General features: G+C 66.9%; 14 protein-coding genes. 2 read left to right on the top strand and 12 right to left on the bottom strand.

Features of this window, described 5'->3' with window-relative positions; translation table 11 throughout:
- Positions 1-55 precede the first annotated feature (55 nt).
- The 12 genes from OOK40_RS27865 to OOK40_RS27810 all read right to left on the bottom strand — a co-directional run bounded on the left by OOK40_RS27865 (position 56) and on the right by OOK40_RS27810 (position 16,735).
- Positions 56-1,102, bottom strand: coding sequence for an ABC transporter ATP-binding protein (locus OOK40_RS27865; RefSeq protein WP_266487093.1), 1,047 nt, complete (start codon positions 1,100-1,102; stop codon positions 56-58).
- Positions 1,095-2,069, bottom strand: a complete 975-nt coding sequence (locus tag OOK40_RS27860) for an ABC transporter ATP-binding protein (RefSeq protein WP_266487091.1) — start codon at positions 2,067-2,069, stop codon at positions 1,095-1,097. The genes OOK40_RS27865 and OOK40_RS27860 overlap by 8 nt, the downstream gene beginning before the upstream one ends.
- Before the next feature lie 10 nt (positions 2,070-2,079).
- Entirely contained in the window at positions 2,080-3,066 is a 987-nt protein-coding gene (locus OOK40_RS27855) for an ABC transporter permease (protein ID WP_266487089.1), read from the bottom strand.
- A complete protein-coding gene (locus tag OOK40_RS27850) occupies positions 3,059-3,982 on the bottom strand; it encodes an ABC transporter permease (RefSeq protein ID WP_266487088.1) in 924 nt (307 codons plus the stop codon). Before OOK40_RS27850 ends, OOK40_RS27855 begins: the two co-directional genes overlap by 8 nt.
- A 72-nt stretch (positions 3,983-4,054) precedes the next feature.
- Positions 4,055-5,683, bottom strand: coding sequence for an ABC transporter substrate-binding protein (locus tag OOK40_RS27845; RefSeq protein WP_266487087.1), 1,629 nt, complete (start codon positions 5,681-5,683; stop codon positions 4,055-4,057).
- Between the two features lie 210 nt (positions 5,684-5,893).
- On the bottom strand, positions 5,894-7,042 hold the full coding sequence (locus OOK40_RS27840; RefSeq protein WP_266487086.1) for an ABC transporter ATP-binding protein: 1,149 nt from the start codon (positions 7,040-7,042) through the stop codon (positions 5,894-5,896).
- Entirely contained in the window at positions 7,035-8,093 is a 1,059-nt protein-coding gene (locus tag OOK40_RS27835) for an ABC transporter ATP-binding protein (protein ID WP_266487085.1), read from the bottom strand. Before OOK40_RS27835 ends, OOK40_RS27840 begins: the two co-directional genes overlap by 8 nt.
- A 14-nt stretch (positions 8,094-8,107) precedes the next feature.
- On the bottom strand, positions 8,108-9,061 hold the full coding sequence (locus OOK40_RS27830) for an ABC transporter permease (RefSeq protein ID WP_266487083.1): 954 nt from the start codon (positions 9,059-9,061) through the stop codon (positions 8,108-8,110).
- Positions 9,054-9,986 (bottom strand): ABC transporter permease, encoded by a 933-nt coding sequence (locus OOK40_RS27825; RefSeq protein WP_266487082.1) that lies wholly within the window; start codon positions 9,984-9,986, stop codon positions 9,054-9,056. The genes OOK40_RS27830 and OOK40_RS27825 overlap by 8 nt, the downstream gene beginning before the upstream one ends.
- Positions 9,987-10,156: 170 nt before the next feature.
- Positions 10,157-11,797 (bottom strand): ABC transporter substrate-binding protein, encoded by a 1,641-nt coding sequence (locus OOK40_RS27820; protein ID WP_266487080.1) that lies wholly within the window; start codon positions 11,795-11,797, stop codon positions 10,157-10,159.
- A 398-nt stretch (positions 11,798-12,195) separates the two neighbouring features.
- Entirely contained in the window at positions 12,196-14,070 is a 1,875-nt protein-coding gene (gene typA, locus OOK40_RS27815) for a translational GTPase TypA (protein WP_266487078.1), read from the bottom strand.
- Between the two features lie 301 nt (positions 14,071-14,371).
- Entirely contained in the window at positions 14,372-16,735 is a 2,364-nt protein-coding gene (locus OOK40_RS27810; RefSeq protein ID WP_266487077.1) for an ABC transporter substrate-binding protein, read from the bottom strand.
- A 321-nt stretch (positions 16,736-17,056) separates the two neighbouring features.
- On the opposite strand from OOK40_RS27810, the gene OOK40_RS27805 reads away from it, so the two are divergent.
- Together OOK40_RS27805 and OOK40_RS27800 are read left to right on the top strand one after the other, a co-directional pair.
- A complete protein-coding gene (locus tag OOK40_RS27805; RefSeq protein WP_266487076.1) occupies positions 17,057-17,296 on the top strand; it encodes a hypothetical protein in 240 nt (79 codons plus the stop codon).
- A gap of 9 nt (positions 17,297-17,305) precedes the next feature.
- On the top strand, positions 17,306-18,127 hold the full coding sequence (locus OOK40_RS27800; RefSeq protein WP_266487075.1) for a hypothetical protein: 822 nt from the start codon (positions 17,306-17,308) through the stop codon (positions 18,125-18,127).
- The last annotated feature ends 6 nt before the right edge of the window (positions 18,128-18,133 follow it).

Here is an 18,133-nt window from a genome sequence, read left to right as displayed (position 1 = left end):
CGGCCCGCGGCGGTGTGGCCGCGTCGCCTTGCCGTACCGAGGCCGCCGGCCCGCCTCACTCCCCGCCCAGCTCTTCCTCCCCCGGCACGACGCGTTTCTCCTCCGCGAAGTGGCATGCCGACGCATGCTTCGCCGGCCCCTCCTGGAGCCGGAACACCGCGGGTACCTCCAGCAGCGGCACCTCCAGCTCGCATCTCTCCTGCGCCTTCCAGCAGCGCGTACGGAACCGGCAGCCCGAGGGGATGTTGGCCGGTGACGGGACGTCGCCGTACAGGATGATCCGCTCGCGGTGCTCGCGCGCCTCCGGGTCCGGCACCGGGACCGCGGACAGCAGCGCCTGCGTGTAGGGGTGGGTCGGATGGTCGTAGATCTCCTCGTCCCTGCCGATCTCCACCACCCGCCCCAGATACATCACGCCGACCCGGTCCGAGATGTGCCGCACGATCGACAGGTCGTGCGCGATGAAGACATAGCTCAGGCTGAACTCGGTCTGCAGACTGTCCAGCAGGTTGATCACCTGCGCCTGGACGGACACGTCGAGCGCCGAGACGGGCTCGTCGGCCACGATGATCTCCGGCTGGAGGGCCAGGCCGCGTGCGATGCCGATGCGCTGGCGCTGGCCGCCGCTGAACTGGTGCGGATAGCGGTTGATGTACTCGGGGTTGAGTCCGACGACGTCGAGCAGGTCCTGGACCTTGCGCCGCCGGTCGCCCTTCGGCGCCACCTCGGGATGGATCTCGTACGGCTCACCGATGATGTCCCCGACCGTCATCCGCGGATTGAGGGAGGTGTACGGATCCTGGAAGATCATCTGGATGTTCCGCCGGACCGCCTTCAGGGCGCGGCCGGACAGCTTGGTGACGTCCTCGCCCTTGTAGCGGATCGTCCCTGCCGTCGGCTCCTCCAGATGCACCAGCATCTTGGCGAGCGTGGACTTTCCGCAGCCCGACTCACCCACGATGCCGAGCGTTTCGCCCGCCACCAGGTCGAGGTCGACGCCGTCCACCGCCTTGACCGCGCCCACCTGCTTCTTGAAGAGGATGCCCTGGGTGAGCGGATAGTGCTTGACCAGGTCGCGGACCTCGAGGATCGCCTCAGCCATTGAGCTGCTCCTGCCAGAAGTGGCAGGCGCTCCTGCGGGTCTCGGACACCTCGTACAGCGGCGGCTCGTCGGTCCGGCACACGTCGCGGGCCAGCGGACAGCGCGGATTGAAGGCGCAGCCGGGCGGGATCCTCATCAGGTTCGGCGGCAGGCCCTTGATCGCGTACAGCTGCTCGCCCTTCTGGTCCAGGCGCGGGATCGAGTCGAGCAGCCCCCTGGTGTACGGATGGGCGGGGGCCTTGTAGATGTCGTGGACCGGGGCGGTCTCGACGATCCGTCCCGCGTACATCACCGCGATCTTGTCCGCGACGTCCGCGACGACACCGAGGTCGTGGGTGATCAGGATGAGCCCCATGTTGAGCTCGCTCTGGAGCGTGGCCAGCAGATCCATCACCTGTGCCTGGACGGTGACGTCCAGCGCGGTCGTCGGCTCGTCCGCGATGATCAGCGAGGGCTCCAGCGCGAGCGCCATGGCGATCATGATGCGCTGGCGCATACCGCCGCTGAACTGGTGCGGATACTGCCCCACCCGCTCCCTGGCCGCGGGGATGCCCACCCGCTCCATCAGCTCGACCGCCTTGGCGCGCGCGTCCCTCCTCGACATCCCGCGATGGACGGTGAACATCTCGCCGAGCTGGTCACCCACGCTCAGCACCGGGTTCAGGGACGAGAGCGCGTCCTGGAAGATCATGGCCATCCCGGCCCCGCGGATCTTGCGACGCTCGTCCTCCTTGAGCTTCAGCAGATCCTGTCCCTGGAAGAGGACCTCGCCGCCGGTGATCTTCCCCGGGGGCATGTCCAGGATGCCCATGACCGCCTGTGCGGTGACGGATTTTCCGGAGCCCGACTCGCCCAGCACGGCAAGGGTCTCCCCCTCGTCCACCGTGTAGCCGACGCCGTTGACGGCCTTGGCCACCCCGTCCTGAGTACGGAACTCCACGTGTAGATCGCGCACTTCGAGCAACATGGCGGGCTCCTCAGCGCAGCTTGGGATCGAGGGCGTCGCGCACCGCGTCGCCGAGCATGATGAACGCGAGCACGGTGATCGCCAGCGCGCCGGCCGGCCAGAGCAGCATGTGCGGGGCGTTGCGGATGTACGGCGATGCGGAGGAGATGTCGATGCCCCAGGACACGGTCGGCGGCTTGAGGCCGACACCGAGGAACGACAGGGTCGCCTCCAGGGAGATGTAGGTGCCGAGCGCGATGGTCGCCACGACGATCACGGGAGCGACGGCGTTGGGGCCGATGTGCCGCAGCAGCATGCGGGAGTTGGACGCGCCGAGCGCCCGCGCCGCCTGGACGTAGTCGTTCTGCTTCGCGGTGATGACCGAGCCGCGCGCGATACGGGAGAGCTGGGGCCAGCCGAGCAGCACTATGAAGCCGACGACCGGCCAGATGGTGGAGCTGGAGACGACGGACAGGAAGACCAGACCGCCCAGGATCACCGGGATGCCGAAGAAGATGTCGGTGAGCCGCGACACGACCCCGTCCCGTGCCCCGCCGTAGAAGCCGGCGATACCGCCCAGGACGGAACCGATCATCGCGACACCGACGGTGGCGCAGACGCCGACCGTGACCGAAGCCCGGGCGCCGTAGACCGTACGCGTGTACACGTCACAGCCCTGCCCGTTGAAGCCGAAGGGATGACCTGGCTGGGAACCCTGCTGGGCCTTGGCGAGGTCGCAGTGGAGTGGACTCTGCGTCGTGATCAGCGAAGGCCAGATGGAGATGATCACCAGGAAGACGATGATCAGGCTGGAGATGATGAAGATCGGGTTGGTCCGCAGATCGCGCCAGGCGTCGGACCACAGACTGCGGGGCTTCTCGGCGGGCCCGGTGCCCATCGGGCCGCCGGGAGTCTTCTCCAGCGTCTCACCCTCGGTGGTCGCGAGGTCCATCGTGCCACCCGCGCCGGTGCCTGCCATGGCCCCGCCGTTGGAGTACGGCTGCTTCGGCTCAGGCATACCGGATCCTCGGGTCGAGTACGGCGTACAGGAGGTCGACCAGCAGATTCGCCACCAGGAAGATGATGACGAGCACGGTCACAAAGCCGACGACGGTCTGGGTGTTCTGGCGCACGATGCCCTGGTAGAGCTGGTAGCCGACGCCGTGGATGTTGAAGATGCGCTCGGTGACGATCGCGCCGCCCATCAGGGCGCCCACATCGGCGCCGATGAAGGTGACCACCGGGATCAGCGAGTTGCGCAGCAGATGGCGGCGGACGACCCGCCCTCTGGGGAGCCCCTTGGCTTTCGCGGTTCGGACGTAGTCGGAGCGGGCGTTCTCGGCGATCGAGGTCCGGGTCAGCCGGGTGACGTAGGCGAGCGAGACCGAGGCGAGCACAAGTCCGGGGATCAGCAGCTCGTTGAGCGGCGCCTCCGGTGAGACGGCGGGCTTGATGACGCCCCACTCGACGCCCAGCAGCAGTTGGAGGACAAGACCCATGACAAAGGTCGGGATCGAGATGACCACCAGAGTCAGCAGCAGCACGCCGGTGTCGACGGGACGGCCGCGCTTCAGACCGGTGATCACACCCAGGGTGATACCGATGACGATCTCGAAGAAGATCGCGACGAGGGTGAGCCGGATGGTGACCGGGAAGGCCTCGGCCATCAGCTCGGTGACCTCCTGGCCGTTGAACGCGGTGCCGAAGTCGCCGGTGAAGACATTGCCCATGTACGTCAGGTACTGCTGCCACACCGGCTTATCGAGGCCGAACTCCTTGCGCAGCTGTGCGGCCGTCGCCGGGTCGCACTGCCGGTCGCCGCAGAGGCCCGCGATGGGGTCGCCCATGACGTTCACCATGAGGAAGATCAGCAGCGTGGTGCCGAAGAAGACCGGAATCATCTGCAGCAGACGCCGGATCACATAACGTCCCATGAGGGCTCCGGGGGTCGTGGGAAGGGGGACGGCCCGGCGCGCAGGGGACGCCGGGCCGGTTTCCTTCCGCCGTCAGCTGACCTTGATCTCGTTGTAGACGGGCAGGCTGAAGGGGGTCAGCGCGACATTGGAGACACGTTCCGAGTAGCCGGCGCTGCCGTTCTGGTACCAGAGCGGGATGGCGGCCATCTGGTCGCGTACGACCTCCTCGGCCTGCTGGAAGGTCTCGACAGCCTTGGCCGTGTCGGTCTCGGCGTTGGCCTGGTCGACGAGCTTGTCGAACTCCGCGTTGGTCCACAGGCCGTCGTTGGACGAGGCGTTGGTGTAGTAGAGCGGCTGCAGGAAGTTCTGGATCAGCGGGTAGTCCATCTGCCAGCCGGCCCGGAACGGACCGGGCATCTTGTGCTGCCCGATCTGGTTGCGGAAGTCGGCGAAGGTGCCGATGGGGTTGCCGACGCAGGCCTGGTCGTTGCCCAGTGCGTTGTTGATGCTGTTGCAGAGGGCGTCGACCCACTCCTTGTGCGAGCCGGTGTCCGCGTTGTACGAGACCTTCAGCTGGCCGCCCGGGATGCCGCCTCCCTCCGTGACCAGCTTCTTGGCCTCGGTGGGGTTGTACTCACAGGCCGTACCGCACAGGGTCTCGCTGAAGCCGCCGTCCGCGCCGAGCACGGGCGAGGTCCAGTCCTTCGCGGGCGTACGCGTCTTCTGGAAGATCGTGTCGGTGATCTGCTGACGGTTGATCGCCATGGACAGGCCCGTGCGGACCTTGGCGGCGTTCGGGGTGTCCCAGGCCTTGTCGTAATACGGGAAGGCGATGGTCTGGATGATGCCGGCGGGGGTGTTGATGTACCGGTCTCCGAGGTCCGCCTGAACATTCTTGAGCTGCGAGGCCGGCACATCGTCGACGAGGTCGAGGTTGCCGGCGGTCAGGTCAGTGTAGGCGGTGTTGTTGTCGGTGTAGACGATCAGGTCGATGCCGCCGTTCTGCGCCTTGTCGGTGCCCGGGTAGTCGTCCCACTTGCGCATGGACAGCTGCGAGCCCTTGGCGTACGACGCGACGGTGTACGGGCCGTTGCCGATGGGCTTGGAAAGCCAGGCGTCGTGGTTGTCGAAGAACGCCTGGGGCAGTGGCGAGAAGGCGGAGTAGCCGAGGGTGTCGGGGAACGTGGAGAACTTCTGGTTCAGCTTGACCGTGAAGGTCTGGTCGTTGACGACCTTGAGCCCGGAGAGCGTCTGGGCGGTGGCCTGCCCCGTATCCGGGTGGACCTGGGCATAGCCGTCGATGTAGCCGAAGAAGTAGGCGTTCTTCTGGTTGTTCTTGAGCTGGGCGCCGTAGTTCCAGGCGTCCACGAAGGACTTGGCCGTGACCTTCTCGCCGTTGCTGAAGGTCCAGCCGTCCTTGACGGTGATCGTGAAGTTGACGGAGTCCGTGGTGACGATCTTCTCGGCGAGCATGTCCTCGGCCGCGCCGGTCTTCGCGTTGTACCGCTTGAGTCCGCGGAAGAGCATGTCGAGGACCTTGCCGCCCTGCACCTCGTTGGTGTTCGCGGGCTCCAGCGGGTTCTGCGGATCACCCCAGGAGGACTTCACGATCCCGTCGGCGCCACCGCCGCCGCTGTCGCTGCCGCCGCCGCAGGCCGTCGCCGCGAGGGCGACAGCCACCGCGCATACGGCGAATCTGGCGTGCGTGGCTCCACGCATGGAGTGCCTCCCGAGTCCTGAGCCTTACTTAGGACCGAATATCACTCCAGATACGACTTAACGCACTTTCAGGGCATCCAGGTGGATGGTGACGCTGCCGGGCGAGTGACCTCCCGCGTGTCGACGGCGTACGCATGACTTCTCGGCCCGTACGCAACGAAGGGCGCCCGGACCGCATGGTCCGGGCGCCCTTCGTTCATGCACAGCGCACTACGCCGCGTGGACGACGTCCTTCTCCTCGGCGAAGTGGCACGCGGACTCGTGTGCCGCCGGGGTGTCGGCGCCCTTGAAGCGCTCGGGGATCGCCAGCAGCGGGACGTCCGTGGAGCACTTCTCCTCGGCCTTCCAGCAACGGGTGCGGAAGCGGCAGCCGGACGGCGGGTTCGCGGGCGAGGGCACATCACCGACGAGGATGATCCGCTCGCGGCCCTCACGGGCGGCCGGGTCGGGAACCGGGACCGCCGACAGCAGCGCCTGGGTGTAGGGGTGCGTCGGGTGGTCGTAGATCTGCGTGTCCGTACCGATCTCGGCCATCTTGCCGAGGTACATCACGCCGACCCGGTCCGAGATGTGCCGGACGATCGACAGGTCGTGGGCGATGAAGAGGTAGGAGAGGTTGAACTCGTCCTGCAGCTTCTCCATCAGGTTGATGACCTGCGCCTGGACCGAGACGTCCAGGGCCGAGACCGGCTCGTCGCAGATGATGATCTCCGGGTTGAGCGCGAGGCCGCGGGCGATGCCGATGCGCTGGCGCTGGCCGCCGGAGAACTGGTGCGGGTACCGGTTGATGTACTCCGGGTTGAGACCCACGACGTCCAGGAGCTCCTGGACCTTGCGGCGGCGGTCACCCTTGGGCGCCACCTCCGGGTGGATGTCGAAGGGCTCCCCGATGATGTCGCCGACCGTCATGCGCGGGTTCAGCGAGGTGTACGGGTCCTGGAACACCATCTGGATATTGCGGCGTACGGCCTTCAGCGCGCGGCCGGACAGCCTGGTGATGTCCTGGCCCTTGTAGAAGACCTCGCCGGCGGTCGCCCGCTCCAGCGTCATCAGCAGCTTGGCGACCGTGGACTTGCCACAGCCGGACTCGCCGACGATGCCGAGCGTCTCACCCTGGTAGAGATCGAAGGAGATCCCGTCCACGGCCTTGACCGCACCCACGTTCTTCTTGAACAGGATGCCCTGGGTCAGCGGGAAGTGCTTGACCAGGTTACGGACCTGAAGGATCGGCTCACCCTGCGAAACGGGCGCCTCGATGGCGGCGACCGCCTCGGCCTCGGTGGCGGCATCGACCGTCTCGACGTCGGTGACGTTCGGGGTGGCGTCCATGGGCTCGTCGGACTTGTTGAGCTCAGCCATGGATCGTCTCCTTCCAGAAGTGGCACGCGCTGCCGCGGCCGACCAGTTCCGTGCCGTCCTGCTCGGAGACCGGAAGCAGTGCCGGGATCTCGGAGCGGCAGATGTCCTCCGCCATGGTGCAGCGCGGGTTGAACGCACAACCGGACGGTACGCGCAGCAGGTTGGGCGGCAGACCCTTGATGGCGAAGAGCTCCTTGCCCTTCTGGTCCAGGCGCGGGATGGAGTCGAGAAGGCCGCGGGTGTACGGGTGCGCGGGGCGCTTGTAGAGCTCGTGCACCGGGGCGGTCTCGACGATCCGGCCCGCGTACATGACCGCGATCTTGTCCGCGACGTCGGCGACCACGCCGAGGTCGTGGGTGATCAGGATCAGACCCATGTTGTACTCGCGCTGGAGTTCCGCGAGCAGGTCCATGACCTGAGCCTGGACCGTCACGTCGAGAGCCGTGGTGGGCTCGTCGGCGATGATCAGGTCCGGCTCCAGGGCCAGCGCCATGGCGATCATGATGCGCTGGCGCATACCGCCGGAGAACTGGTGGGCATAGTCGTTGACCCGGGCCGCGGCGGCCGGGATCTTGACCCTGTCCATCAGCTCGATGGCCTTGGCCTTGGCCTCCTTCTTGGACAGGCCCTCGTGGACCCGGAACATCTCGGCGAGCTGATAGCCCACGGTGAGGACCGGGTTCAGCGAGGAGAGCGCGTCCTGGAAGATCATGGCGATCTTGCGGCCACGGATCTGCCGACGCTCCTCGTAGGACATCTTGAGCATGTCCTGGCCGCGGAAGAAGATCTCTCCCTGCGGGATCCTGCCGGGCGGCATGTCGAGGATGCCCATGATCGCCTGCGCGGTCACGGACTTGCCGGAGCCGGACTCGCCGAGCACGGCGAGCGTCTCACCGGCGTTCACGCTGTAGTTGACGCCGTTGACCGCCTTGGCCACACCGTCACGGGTGTGGAACTCCACATGCAGGTCACGGACTTCGAGGAGCGAGCCCTCGTAGTCGTTGCCGTCGCGCGGGGCGGGGACAGACGCGGTCTTGTCAATGATGGTCATGTCGTACGCCCTCCTCAGCGCAGCTTGGGGTCGAGGGCGTTGCGGACGGCTTCGCCGAGCATGATGAACGCCAGAACGGTGATGCTCAGCATGATCGAGGGGTACAGCAGAATGTGCTGCGCCGTCCGGATCTGCTGGACACCGGTGGAAACGTCTACGCCCCAGGAAACGATGGGCGAGGAGAGGCCAAGACCCAGGTACGACAGGGTCGCCTCGGCCGAGATGTAGCCGCCGAGGGAGATGGTCGCGACGACGATCACCGGGGCCATGGCGTTCGGCAGGATGTGCCGGAACATGATCCGCGTGGTGCCGGCGCCGAGGGCCTTTGCGGCCTGGACGTAGTCGGCCTGCTTGATGGTGATCACCGCGCCGCGCATGACGCGGGTGATCTGGGTCCAGCCGAGGAACGCCAGGGCGAAGACGACCACCCAGATGGTGCGTTCGGTGAAGGACTGCAGCACGACCATGGCACCGAGCAGGAACGGAATACCGAAGAAGATGTCGGTGACCCGGGAGAGGATCGCGTCGACGATGCCGCCGAAGTAGCCGGCGATCATGCCCATGATGCCGCCGACGATCGTAACGATGAGGGTGACGGAGATGCCGACGATGACCGAGGCACGGGTGCCGTGGATCAGGCGGGCGTACACGGAGCGGCCCTGGCCGTCATAGCCGAGCCACCCCTCCGAGCCGACGCTGCCCAGTTCCGGCTTGCCGAGGTAGTGGTGCACCAGGTCGCCGACTGTGGGCGAGGCGCTGGTGAACCAGCTCGGGAAGGCCGTGATGACCAGCAGGAAGAAGATCAGAACTGCCGCGACCAGGAAGTAGGGGTTACGGCGCAGATCCGCCCAGGCGTCCCCCCACAGGCTGCGTGCCTTCTCGGGCTTCTGGGGCGCGGGGGCGGCGGCGGAGGGCGGCGCGATGGCGTCTTCGTTCGCGACAGCCGCGGTCTTGGTCACGTCAGGCATAACGGATCCTCGGGTCCAGGACCGCGTACAGCAGGTCGATGAGCAGGCTGGTGACGAGGTAGACGAGCACCAGGATGGTGACGAGGCCGACCAGGGTGGTGCCCTCACGTCGGCTGATCGACTCGTAGATGACGCCGCCGATGCCCTTGACGTTGAAGATGCCTTCGGTGACGACCGCACCGCCCATCAGGGCGCCGATGTCGGTGCCGAGGAAGGTGACGACGGGGATCATCGAGTTGCGCATCAGGTGGACACCGATGATCCGCCTCTTGGGCAGACCCTTGGCCACGGCAGTGCGCATGTAGTCGGCGCGCAGGTTCTCCGCCATCGAGGTGCGGGTGAGCCGGGCGACGTAGGCGAGCGAGAGGCCGCCGAGCACGATGGCCGGCGCGATCAGCTCGGACCACTTCTGCTCGTTGCTCACGTTCGGCGATATCCAGCCCAGCTCGAAGGCGAAGACCAACTTGATGATGAAGCCGAGGACGAAGACCGGAATCGAGATGATCAGCAGCGTGAAGATCAGGATCCCGTTGTCGGCGAGGCGGCCGGCACGCAGACCGGCGATGACGCCGAGGCCGATGCCGAAGATGAGCTCGAAGGCGAAAGCCAGCGCCGCGAGTTGCAGGGTGATGGGGAACGCGTCGCCCAGCACCTCGGTGACCGGCCGCCCGTTGCGGATCTGGTTACCGAAGTCGAAGTGCAGGACGATATTGGTCATGTAGTTCCAGTACTGCTCCCAGATTGGGAGATCCAGCCCCAGTTCGTGTCTCTTCGCGGCGAGAGTCGCCGGGTCGACGCCCTTGTCGCCGAACAGCCCCGCCACGGGGTCGCCCGGGAGGCTGTAGACCATGAAGAAAATGAGAAAGGTTGTCCCGAGAAAGACCGGGATCATCTGGAGCAGTCGTCGTGCGACATAGCGCCCCATCATGCCTCCGTTGAGATGTGACAGCAGCAGCCGACGAGCCCTCCCACGGCATTCGCACCCCAGTGGGTAAACGAATGCCGTGGAAGGGCCCCCCAGCCGCTGCGTAAGAGCCAGGTGTGGGACTGAGCTGTCGTCAGCCCTGCACCGGCCTGCGGACTACGCTTGGGCGATTACTTCTTGACCTCGACGCCGGTCAGGATCGGGTCACCGTCCTGGCCGTACTTCACGCCGGAGACCTTCTCCGAGTAGCCCGCGTTGACCTTGTAGTACCAGAGCGGGATCGACGGCATGTAGTTGACCAGGTCCTTCTCGATGGCCTGGAACTGCTTCACCGAGTCGTCGAGCGTCGCGGCGCCGTCAGCGGCCGCGATCTTGGCGTCGAGCGCCTTGTTCGAGAAGTCGCCCTGGTTGCCCGCCGCGCCCGTACGGAACAGGTCGCTGATGAAGTTGGAGTTGACGGGGTAGTCAAGCACCCAGCCGGAGCGGTAGATCGACTTGACCTGCTTGCTCTTACGAGCGGTCAGGTCGGCCTGGAAGTCCGGCTTGCTGTCACCGGTGCACTTGACGCCGGTCGCCTGGGTGATGCTGTTGCAGACCGCGTCGACCCACTCCTTGTGGCCGCCGTCCGCGTTGAACTGGATGAAGATCTCGTTCTTCGGGACGCCGCCGCCGGCCTTGATGAGCTCCTTGGCCTTGGCGGGGTCGAACTTGGTGACGTCGCCCGCGGCGTTGTCCTGGTAGCCCACGACGCCCTTGGCGACCCAGCCGGTGGCCGGCTCGCGGGTACCCTGCAGCACCGTCTTGGTGATGGTGTTGCGGTCGATGGCCATGGACAGACCCTGAACGACCTTCGGGTCGACCGCCTTCGGCTTCTTCCACTGGTCCGCGTAGAACGCGATGGCCAGCGTCTGGATCGCCGAGTACGCCTGGTCGACGGCGCGGTCGCCGAGGTCCTGGCGGTAGACCGGGAGGTCCTTCGGGCCGATCTGACGCAGGACGTCCACGTTGCCGGACTTCAGGTCCTCGTAGGCGGCCTCGAGGGTGGTGTAGTTCTTGAAGACCACACCGCCGTTCTTCGCCTTGTTCGGACCCTTGTAGGCGTCGTAGCGGACGATCTTGATCTGCTTCTTGTGGTCCCAGCTCTCGAACTTGTAGGGACCGTTGCCGACCGGCTTCTCGCCCGCGGCCTTGGGGTCCTTGAAGAAGGACGCCGGCAGCGGCGCGAAGACGATGTAGGCAAGCTTGTGACCGAACGCCGGGACCGCGGTCTTGAGCTCGATGGTGAAGGTGCTGTCGTCGACGACCTTCAGGCCTTCCATGGCCTGGGCGGTCGGCTTGGCGCCTTCCTTCTCCGGGTGCAGGGCGTCGAAGCCCTTGATGTCCGCGAACCAGGAAGACAGGCCCTGGGCGTTGGTGATGTTGGCGTTCCAGTTCCACGCGTCCACGTAGGACTTGGCGGTCACCGGGGTGCCGTCGTGGAAGGTCCAGCCCTTCTTGAGCTTGACGGTCCACGTCTTGGAGTCGGTGGTCTCCACCGACTCGGCGTTGATCATCTCCAGCGAGCCGTCATCCTTGTAGTCGACCAGAGTCGAGAACAGGCCGGCCATGACCGCGGAGCCGTTGGACTCCATCGTGTCACCGGTGTGCAGGAGCTTCTCCGGCTCACCCAGCTCGATCGAGAAGATCCCGTTCGGGTCAACTCCACCCTTGGCGCTGGAACCACTGTCCTTGTCTCCGCCACCACAGGCGGTTACTGCCAGGGCGACGACTATTGCACCCGCTACCCACTTGGCGCTGTTGGCACCGCGCATGGGTTCCTCCTCATGAGTCCACTTGTCACTACAAGAGGGGCACGTTCTACGCGCGCTGACACCCCTGACAGCGTGAACGTCAAGTGCCCCGAGTGTGCTCGTGAGTCGGCACTCCCCACAGCGCCTGACCCGTTGACCCGAGCTCAATGGAGCCAACTATTGAGTACGCCCCGGCCATTAACCACACTTTATGGGTCTCGTTTTGACAACATCGCCGAACCCCGAGTGCCCGAAATCCGGACAAACTGAGCACAGACAGACACACGCGAAACGGACCCTTAACACACGTTCCGGTGATCAGCGTCCGATATCCGGACGATCGAGCCGGAAAATGGAGTTGACGAACGACTCGGCCCCCTCTCTGTTGCCGAGGGGGCCGAGTCGTTTGTGACGAAGCGTCAGTTGCGCTTGGCGCGCGAGGCCGTGCGGCCGCGCTCCTTCTGGTCCAGGACGACCTTGCGAATGCGTACGGTCTCCGGGGTCACCTCGATGCACTCGTCCTCGCGGCAGAACTCCAGGGACTGCTCCAGCGACAGCTTCCGGGCCGGCACCACGTTCTCGGTGGTGTCCGCGGAGGCGGCACGCATGTTGGTGAGCTTCTTCTCCTTGGTGATGTTCACGTCCATGTCGTCGGCACGGGAGTTCTCGCCGACGATCATGCCCTCGTAGACCTCGGTACCGGCCTCGGTGAAGATGACACCGCGCTCCTGGAGGTTGACCATGGCGAACGGCGTCACCGAACCGGAGCGGTCCGCCACCAGCGAACCGTTGTGACGGGTGCGCAGCTCGCCGAACCACGCCTCGTGGCCCTCGAAGATGGAGTGCGCGATGCCGGTGCCGCGGGTCTGGGTCAGGAACTCCGTACGGAAGCCGATCAGGCCGCGCGAGGGGACGATCCACTCCATGCGGATCCAGCCCGAGCCGTGGTTGGTCATCGTCTCCATACGGCCCTTGCGGGTCGCCATCAGCTGCGTGATGGCACCGAGGTGCTCCTCCGGAGAGTCGATGGTCATGCGCTCGATCGGCTCGTGAATCTTGCCGTTGATCTCCTTGGTGACCACCTCGGGCTTGCCGACGGTCAGCTCGAAGCCCTCACGGCGCATCTGCTCGACCAGGATGGCGAGCGCGAGCTCACCACGGCCCTGGACCTCCCAGGCGTCGGGGCGCTCGGTGTCCAGGACGCGGAGCGAGACGTTACCGATGAGCTCCCTGTCCAGGCGGTCCTTCACCTGGCGGGCGGTGACCTTGTGGCCCTTGCCGCCCTTGCCGACCAGCGGCGAGGTGTTCGTACCGATGGTCATGGAAATGGCGGGCTCGTCGACCGTGATCAGCGGGAGCGCGATCGGGTTCTCGGGGTCGGCCAGAGTCTCGCCGATCATGATGTCCGGGAATCCGGCGACCGCGCAGATGTCGCCCGGGCCCGCCTTCTCGGCCGGCTTACGGGTGAGCGCCTCGGTCATCATCAGCTCGGTGATGCGGACATTGGACTTCGTGCCGTCACGCTTGATCCACGTGACGGTCTGGCCCTTGCGCAGTTCGCCCTGCTCGACGCGGCACAGCGCGATACGGCCGAGGAAGTTGTCGGCGTCCAGGTTGGTGACATGGGCCTGGAGCGGCGCGGCCTCGTCGTACTCGGGAGCCGGGACGTGCTCCAGGATGGCGTTGAAGAACGGCTGCAGGCTGTCACTGTCGGCCGGGACGGTGCCGTCCTCCGGCTTGGTCAGCGAGGCGACGCCGTCACGGGCGCAGGCGTAGACGATCGGGAACTCGATCTGCTCCTCGTCGGCGTCCAGGTCCAGGAACAGGTCGTAGGTCTCGTTGACGACCTCGTCGATCCGCGAGTCCGGGCGGTCCGTCTTGTTGATGCAGAGGATGACGGGCATCCGTGCCTGCAGCGCCTTGCGGAGCACGAAGCGGGTCTGCGGAAGCGGGCCCTCGGAGGCGTCGACGAGCAGGACGACCGCGTCGACCATCGACAGACCGCGCTCCACCTCGCCGCCGAAGTCGGCGTGGCCAGGGGTGTCGATGATGTTGATCGTGATCGGGGCCCCGCCGGCCTTGGGGTGGTACTTCACGGCGGTGTTCTTCGCCAGGATCGTGATGCCCTTCTCACGCTCCAGGTCGTTCGAGTCCATCATGCGGTCGTCGAGGTGCTCGGCATCGTGCGCGGCGAAGGCGCCGGCCTGCTTCAGCATGGCGTCGACCAGGGTGGTCTTGCCGTGGTCGACGTGGGCGACGATGGCAACGTTACGGATGTCGTGGCGCGTGGGCATGCTGGCTGGGGCTTCTCTCGATCGTGGGATCAGGCGTTTGATGGTCGTAGCCTCGTCCGCCCGCCGGGCGGACACGCCTCGGCTGGTCCCATGGTACGGGGCCGCCGCGCCGGGGGCTTCCCGGGCCGATCGGGAGAAGGTTCCTGCGTCAGTCGGAGCTCTGTGGGGAGCGGTGAAACCGGGATCTGAAAGCCTGGGTCAAGGGTGAGACGATCCTGCCCGCCGGCGGCGCCGGCGGGCAAGGAAATTGAGCCAGTTCTGAGGTTGTGGGCCGCTGCTTCCCGCTACGTCTTGATGTTCTTCACTTCTTGTTCTTGGGGGCCCCGGCCGTCGGCATCTTGAATCCGATGTCCTGGTAGCGGGGAGCGGCGAAGCCGAAGGCCCCGGCGTTGGCCACCAGGGGCCTGGCCGCGACCAGCTCGGGCCGCTGATAGAGCGGAATGGATCCGGCCGCCGCCCAGATCCGGGCGTCGGCCCTGCGCATCAGGTCACGGGCCGTGACCTCGTCCAGCTCGGCGGCCGCCTGGTCGAAGAGCTGGTCGACGTAGTCGGAGCCGACCCGGGTGTAGTTCTGCTCCACCAGCAGCGAGCCGTCGGTGGCGGGCTCGGGCTTGGCGTAGATCGGGCGGGCGTCGGTCGCCGGGTAGGCGGTGGCGGGCCAGGAGTACAGCGCCATGTCGTAGTCGCCCGAGGCGATGTGGTCCTTGAAGTAGCTGTCGTCGGAGACCTTGGTGATCTCGGTGTGCACGCCGATGCGGTCCAGCATCCGCGCGATCTTGTCTCCGACCGTGCGCAGCGCCTCGGAGCCGGGGCCGGAGGGGAGGACGAAGCGCAGGTTGAGCGGCTTGCCGTTCTTGCCGACGGTGGTGCCTGCGCGGGCGGGGGCTGCGGTACCGCGCGGGGCGTACGCCCCGGCTACCGCGCCCTTCCCCTCCTGGGCGCCCGTCCTTGCCCCGGCGGCGTCGTCGTCCCGTGGCTCGGCCTGGCGCTGCACCGCCATGCCCCGGTCGGCAGCGGCGGGGGCGAGGATGTGCGTACCGGTCGAGCCGCTCTCGGCGCCGTGACCGGCGCCGGCGGGCTTGTCGTCGCCGATGATGTACAGCCCCTCGTTCGACGCGACGTCCTCTTCCTTCTTCTTCGCGGCCGCTTCGTTGGCGGCTTCCTTGGGCGCCTGGTTGGGCCCGGCCTTGGGTGAGGCCTTGAGTGAGGCCTCACCGGGGGCCGCGCTGGCTGGGGGCTTCTTCCGGTCGGTTTCGTCCTCGCCGCCCGCCTTGGCCGGGGCGGGCTTCATACGAGCCCCCGCGGGCGTCCAGCCGGCGTCGGCCAGCAGTGCCTGCGCCTCCGCGGTGTTCTGGTCACCGAGGGCGCCGCTGTTGTCGCTGTACGCCCGCTGCCCGGCCAGCGCCAGATGGCTCCCGGGCGGGGTGGCGGGCAGGCCGAGCGGGGTCAGCACGGCCTCGGCCAGCTCCTCGCGGTCCAGAGCGCGGGCCACGGCCCGGCGTACCCGGTCGTCGGCGAGCGGTCCGGACTCGCCGTTCAGCGCGAGCTGGGTGTAGGCGGGCTCCAGCGACTTGCGTACGACATAGCCGCGCAGGGCCTTCTGTTCTGTGGCGTACTCACTGATCGCCTCGGCGGTCTGCTCGCGGGCCAGCCGGGCGGCCTCGGCCTGCTGCTTGTTCGAGCCGTTGGCCTGTGCCCAGGACTTGAGCGCAGCGGACGGGGTGACGGCGGCGCCGGGCCCCTGGCTGAGCTGCTGGCCGGCCGCGCCCTTGCTCTTCCGGGCCTGGGCGATGCGGTCCGCCGTGGCGCGGTCGATCTCGGCGAGATCGATGCTGCCGGCGGCGAGCGCCGCGGCGCGCTTGTCGCGCGGCACTGCGGTCAGCACCAGCTGCTCCAGCTTGGCCCGAGACCCCCACCAGCGCGGGTTGCGCACGAGCGTGGCCGTGCCCGCCTTGGGGTCGAGGCCCTTCAGCCGGAAGGGGCCGGCCGTCGTCTCGAGTGCCGCGCGTGCGCCGTCGTTGAAGGAGGCCGGGGTCCCGGTCACTTCCTTGGGGTAGAGCGGTGTGAAGAGGGACTTCCAGTCCGCGTACGGCTTCTTGAAGGTGATCTTGACTTCGAGGTCGTCAGCGCCTCGTTCGATCTTCTCGATCCGCTCGTAGCCCGCGTTGCGGGCCGTCCAGAACGCCGAGTTCTTGCCGCTCAGCGCGCGCCACTGCGAGACGAAGTCGGCCGCGCCGATCTCCCGGCCGTCGCTCCACACCGCCTGCTGGTTGAGCTTGTAGAGGACGACCTGCTTGGGCTCGCGCTTGACGATTTTCGCGGACTCGACGAAGTCGGGATTGCGCTGCGGCCGTCCGCGCCGGTCGAGGGTGAACAGGGCGGGGAGCACGGCACCGGCGATACGGGTCGTGGCGGCGTCCGCGTCGGCCTGGAAGGTGTTGAGCGTGGTGGGCATCGCGTCGATGGCCCAGCGCAGCGTGCCGCCCTCGGCGATCAGGTCACGCCCGGCGGGCGCGATGTCCTGGGCCGCGGCCCTGGCCTCGTCCGTATCGCCGGAGCCGCAGCCCGACAGGACGGGCAGAGCGAGCACCCCACTGGTGAGAAGCGCGACGGAACGGAGCGTCCGGGAGCATGTCCTCCCGCGTGGCGCGTCGACCTCGGGCATGGCTTGTACCTCATCGTCCTGTTTTGCGGAATTTAGGGATGATCACACCGATTCCCGTCCACTGAAGTGGACGAAGCCGGGCAGTCGGTGGCGACACGACGCGGGTCGGCTCAAGGTCACCCGTGCGGCCCAAAGGAGAATCGGACACGGCGCCACCAAAGGGGACAAAATGAGGGGAGTGAGGTTCGAACCACATGGGGCGCGCTGACAGCGCATGCGCCGGGAATCCCTGTACGTCCCCTTCACAAGCGGGGATGTGACGCGCGACACTCGCAGGCGCATGAACGAAGCCACCGCACCCTGCGGAAGTGAGGGCGAGTCATGTCCCAGCAGGAAGATCTGACGGCGATCCGGCAGCGCCTCGACGAGCTCGTCCAGCGTGTGGGCGATCTGGAACGGACCGTCGATCAGCTGCGTGGCGCCGGCCCGGCCGCGCCCGCCGAGTCGAAGACACCGGAGCGCCCCGAGCTGGTCACCATCCCCGACGTGCCGTACAACCACGCCCTGTGGACGGACTCGGACGACGAGGGCCTGGGCGTCCAGGACCGGCACGCCCCCTAGGAGATCTCGTTGGCCACAGGCACTGAACCACCACAAGTCAATACAGGCGTGCACGGCGCGACGCGCGCCGCCATCAGCCCGCGACATCTGCGGAGCGACCGCTGGTGGCTGGCGCCCGCGCTGACCGCCGGCGGGCTGCTCGCCTTCATCGTCTACTCGACCTGGCGCGCGTTCGCCAACGCCGACTACTACGCGGCGCCGTACGTCTCGCCGTTCTACTCCCCCTGTCTGGCGGAGAACTGCGAGACGATGCGGGGCGGCCCCAACTGGGAGATCTTCGGCAGCTGGTGGGGCCTGTCCCCCGCGCTGCTGATCCTGATCTTCCCGCTGGGCTTCCGGCTGACCTGCTACTACTACCGCAAGGCCTACTACCGGGGCTTCTGGGCCTCACCACCGGCCTGCGCGGTCGCCGAACCGCACAAGAAGTACACCGGCGAGACCCGCTTCCCGCTCATCCTGCAGAACATCCACCGGTACTTCTTCTACGCGGCGGTGCCGGTCGCCGGAATCCTCACGTACGACACCGTGCTCGCCTTCCGCGACGAGCACTACGCGTGGGGACACATGGGTCTGGGCACGGTCGTCCTCCTGATCAACATCGTGCTGATCTGGGCGTACACCGTCTCGTGCCACTCCTGTCGGCACATCATCGGCGGCCGGCTGAAGCACTTCTCAAAACACCCGGTGCGCTATCGCCTCTGGGGCTGGGTCGGCAGGCTCAACGAACGGCACGCGCTCCTCGCGTGGGCATCGCTGATCAGCGTCGCGCTTGCCGACTTCTACGTCTATCTCGTCGCGTCCGGTGCCTTCGACGATCCGAGGTTCTTCTGATGGGTG

The sequence above is a fragment of the Streptomyces sp. NBC_01481 genome (genome assembly GCF_026339995.1).
Lineage (GTDB): Bacteria > Actinomycetota > Actinomycetes > Streptomycetales > Streptomycetaceae > Streptomyces.
Note: the sequence above shows the minus strand (reverse complement) of the source record. Positions and strands in the feature narration are given on the sequence as shown.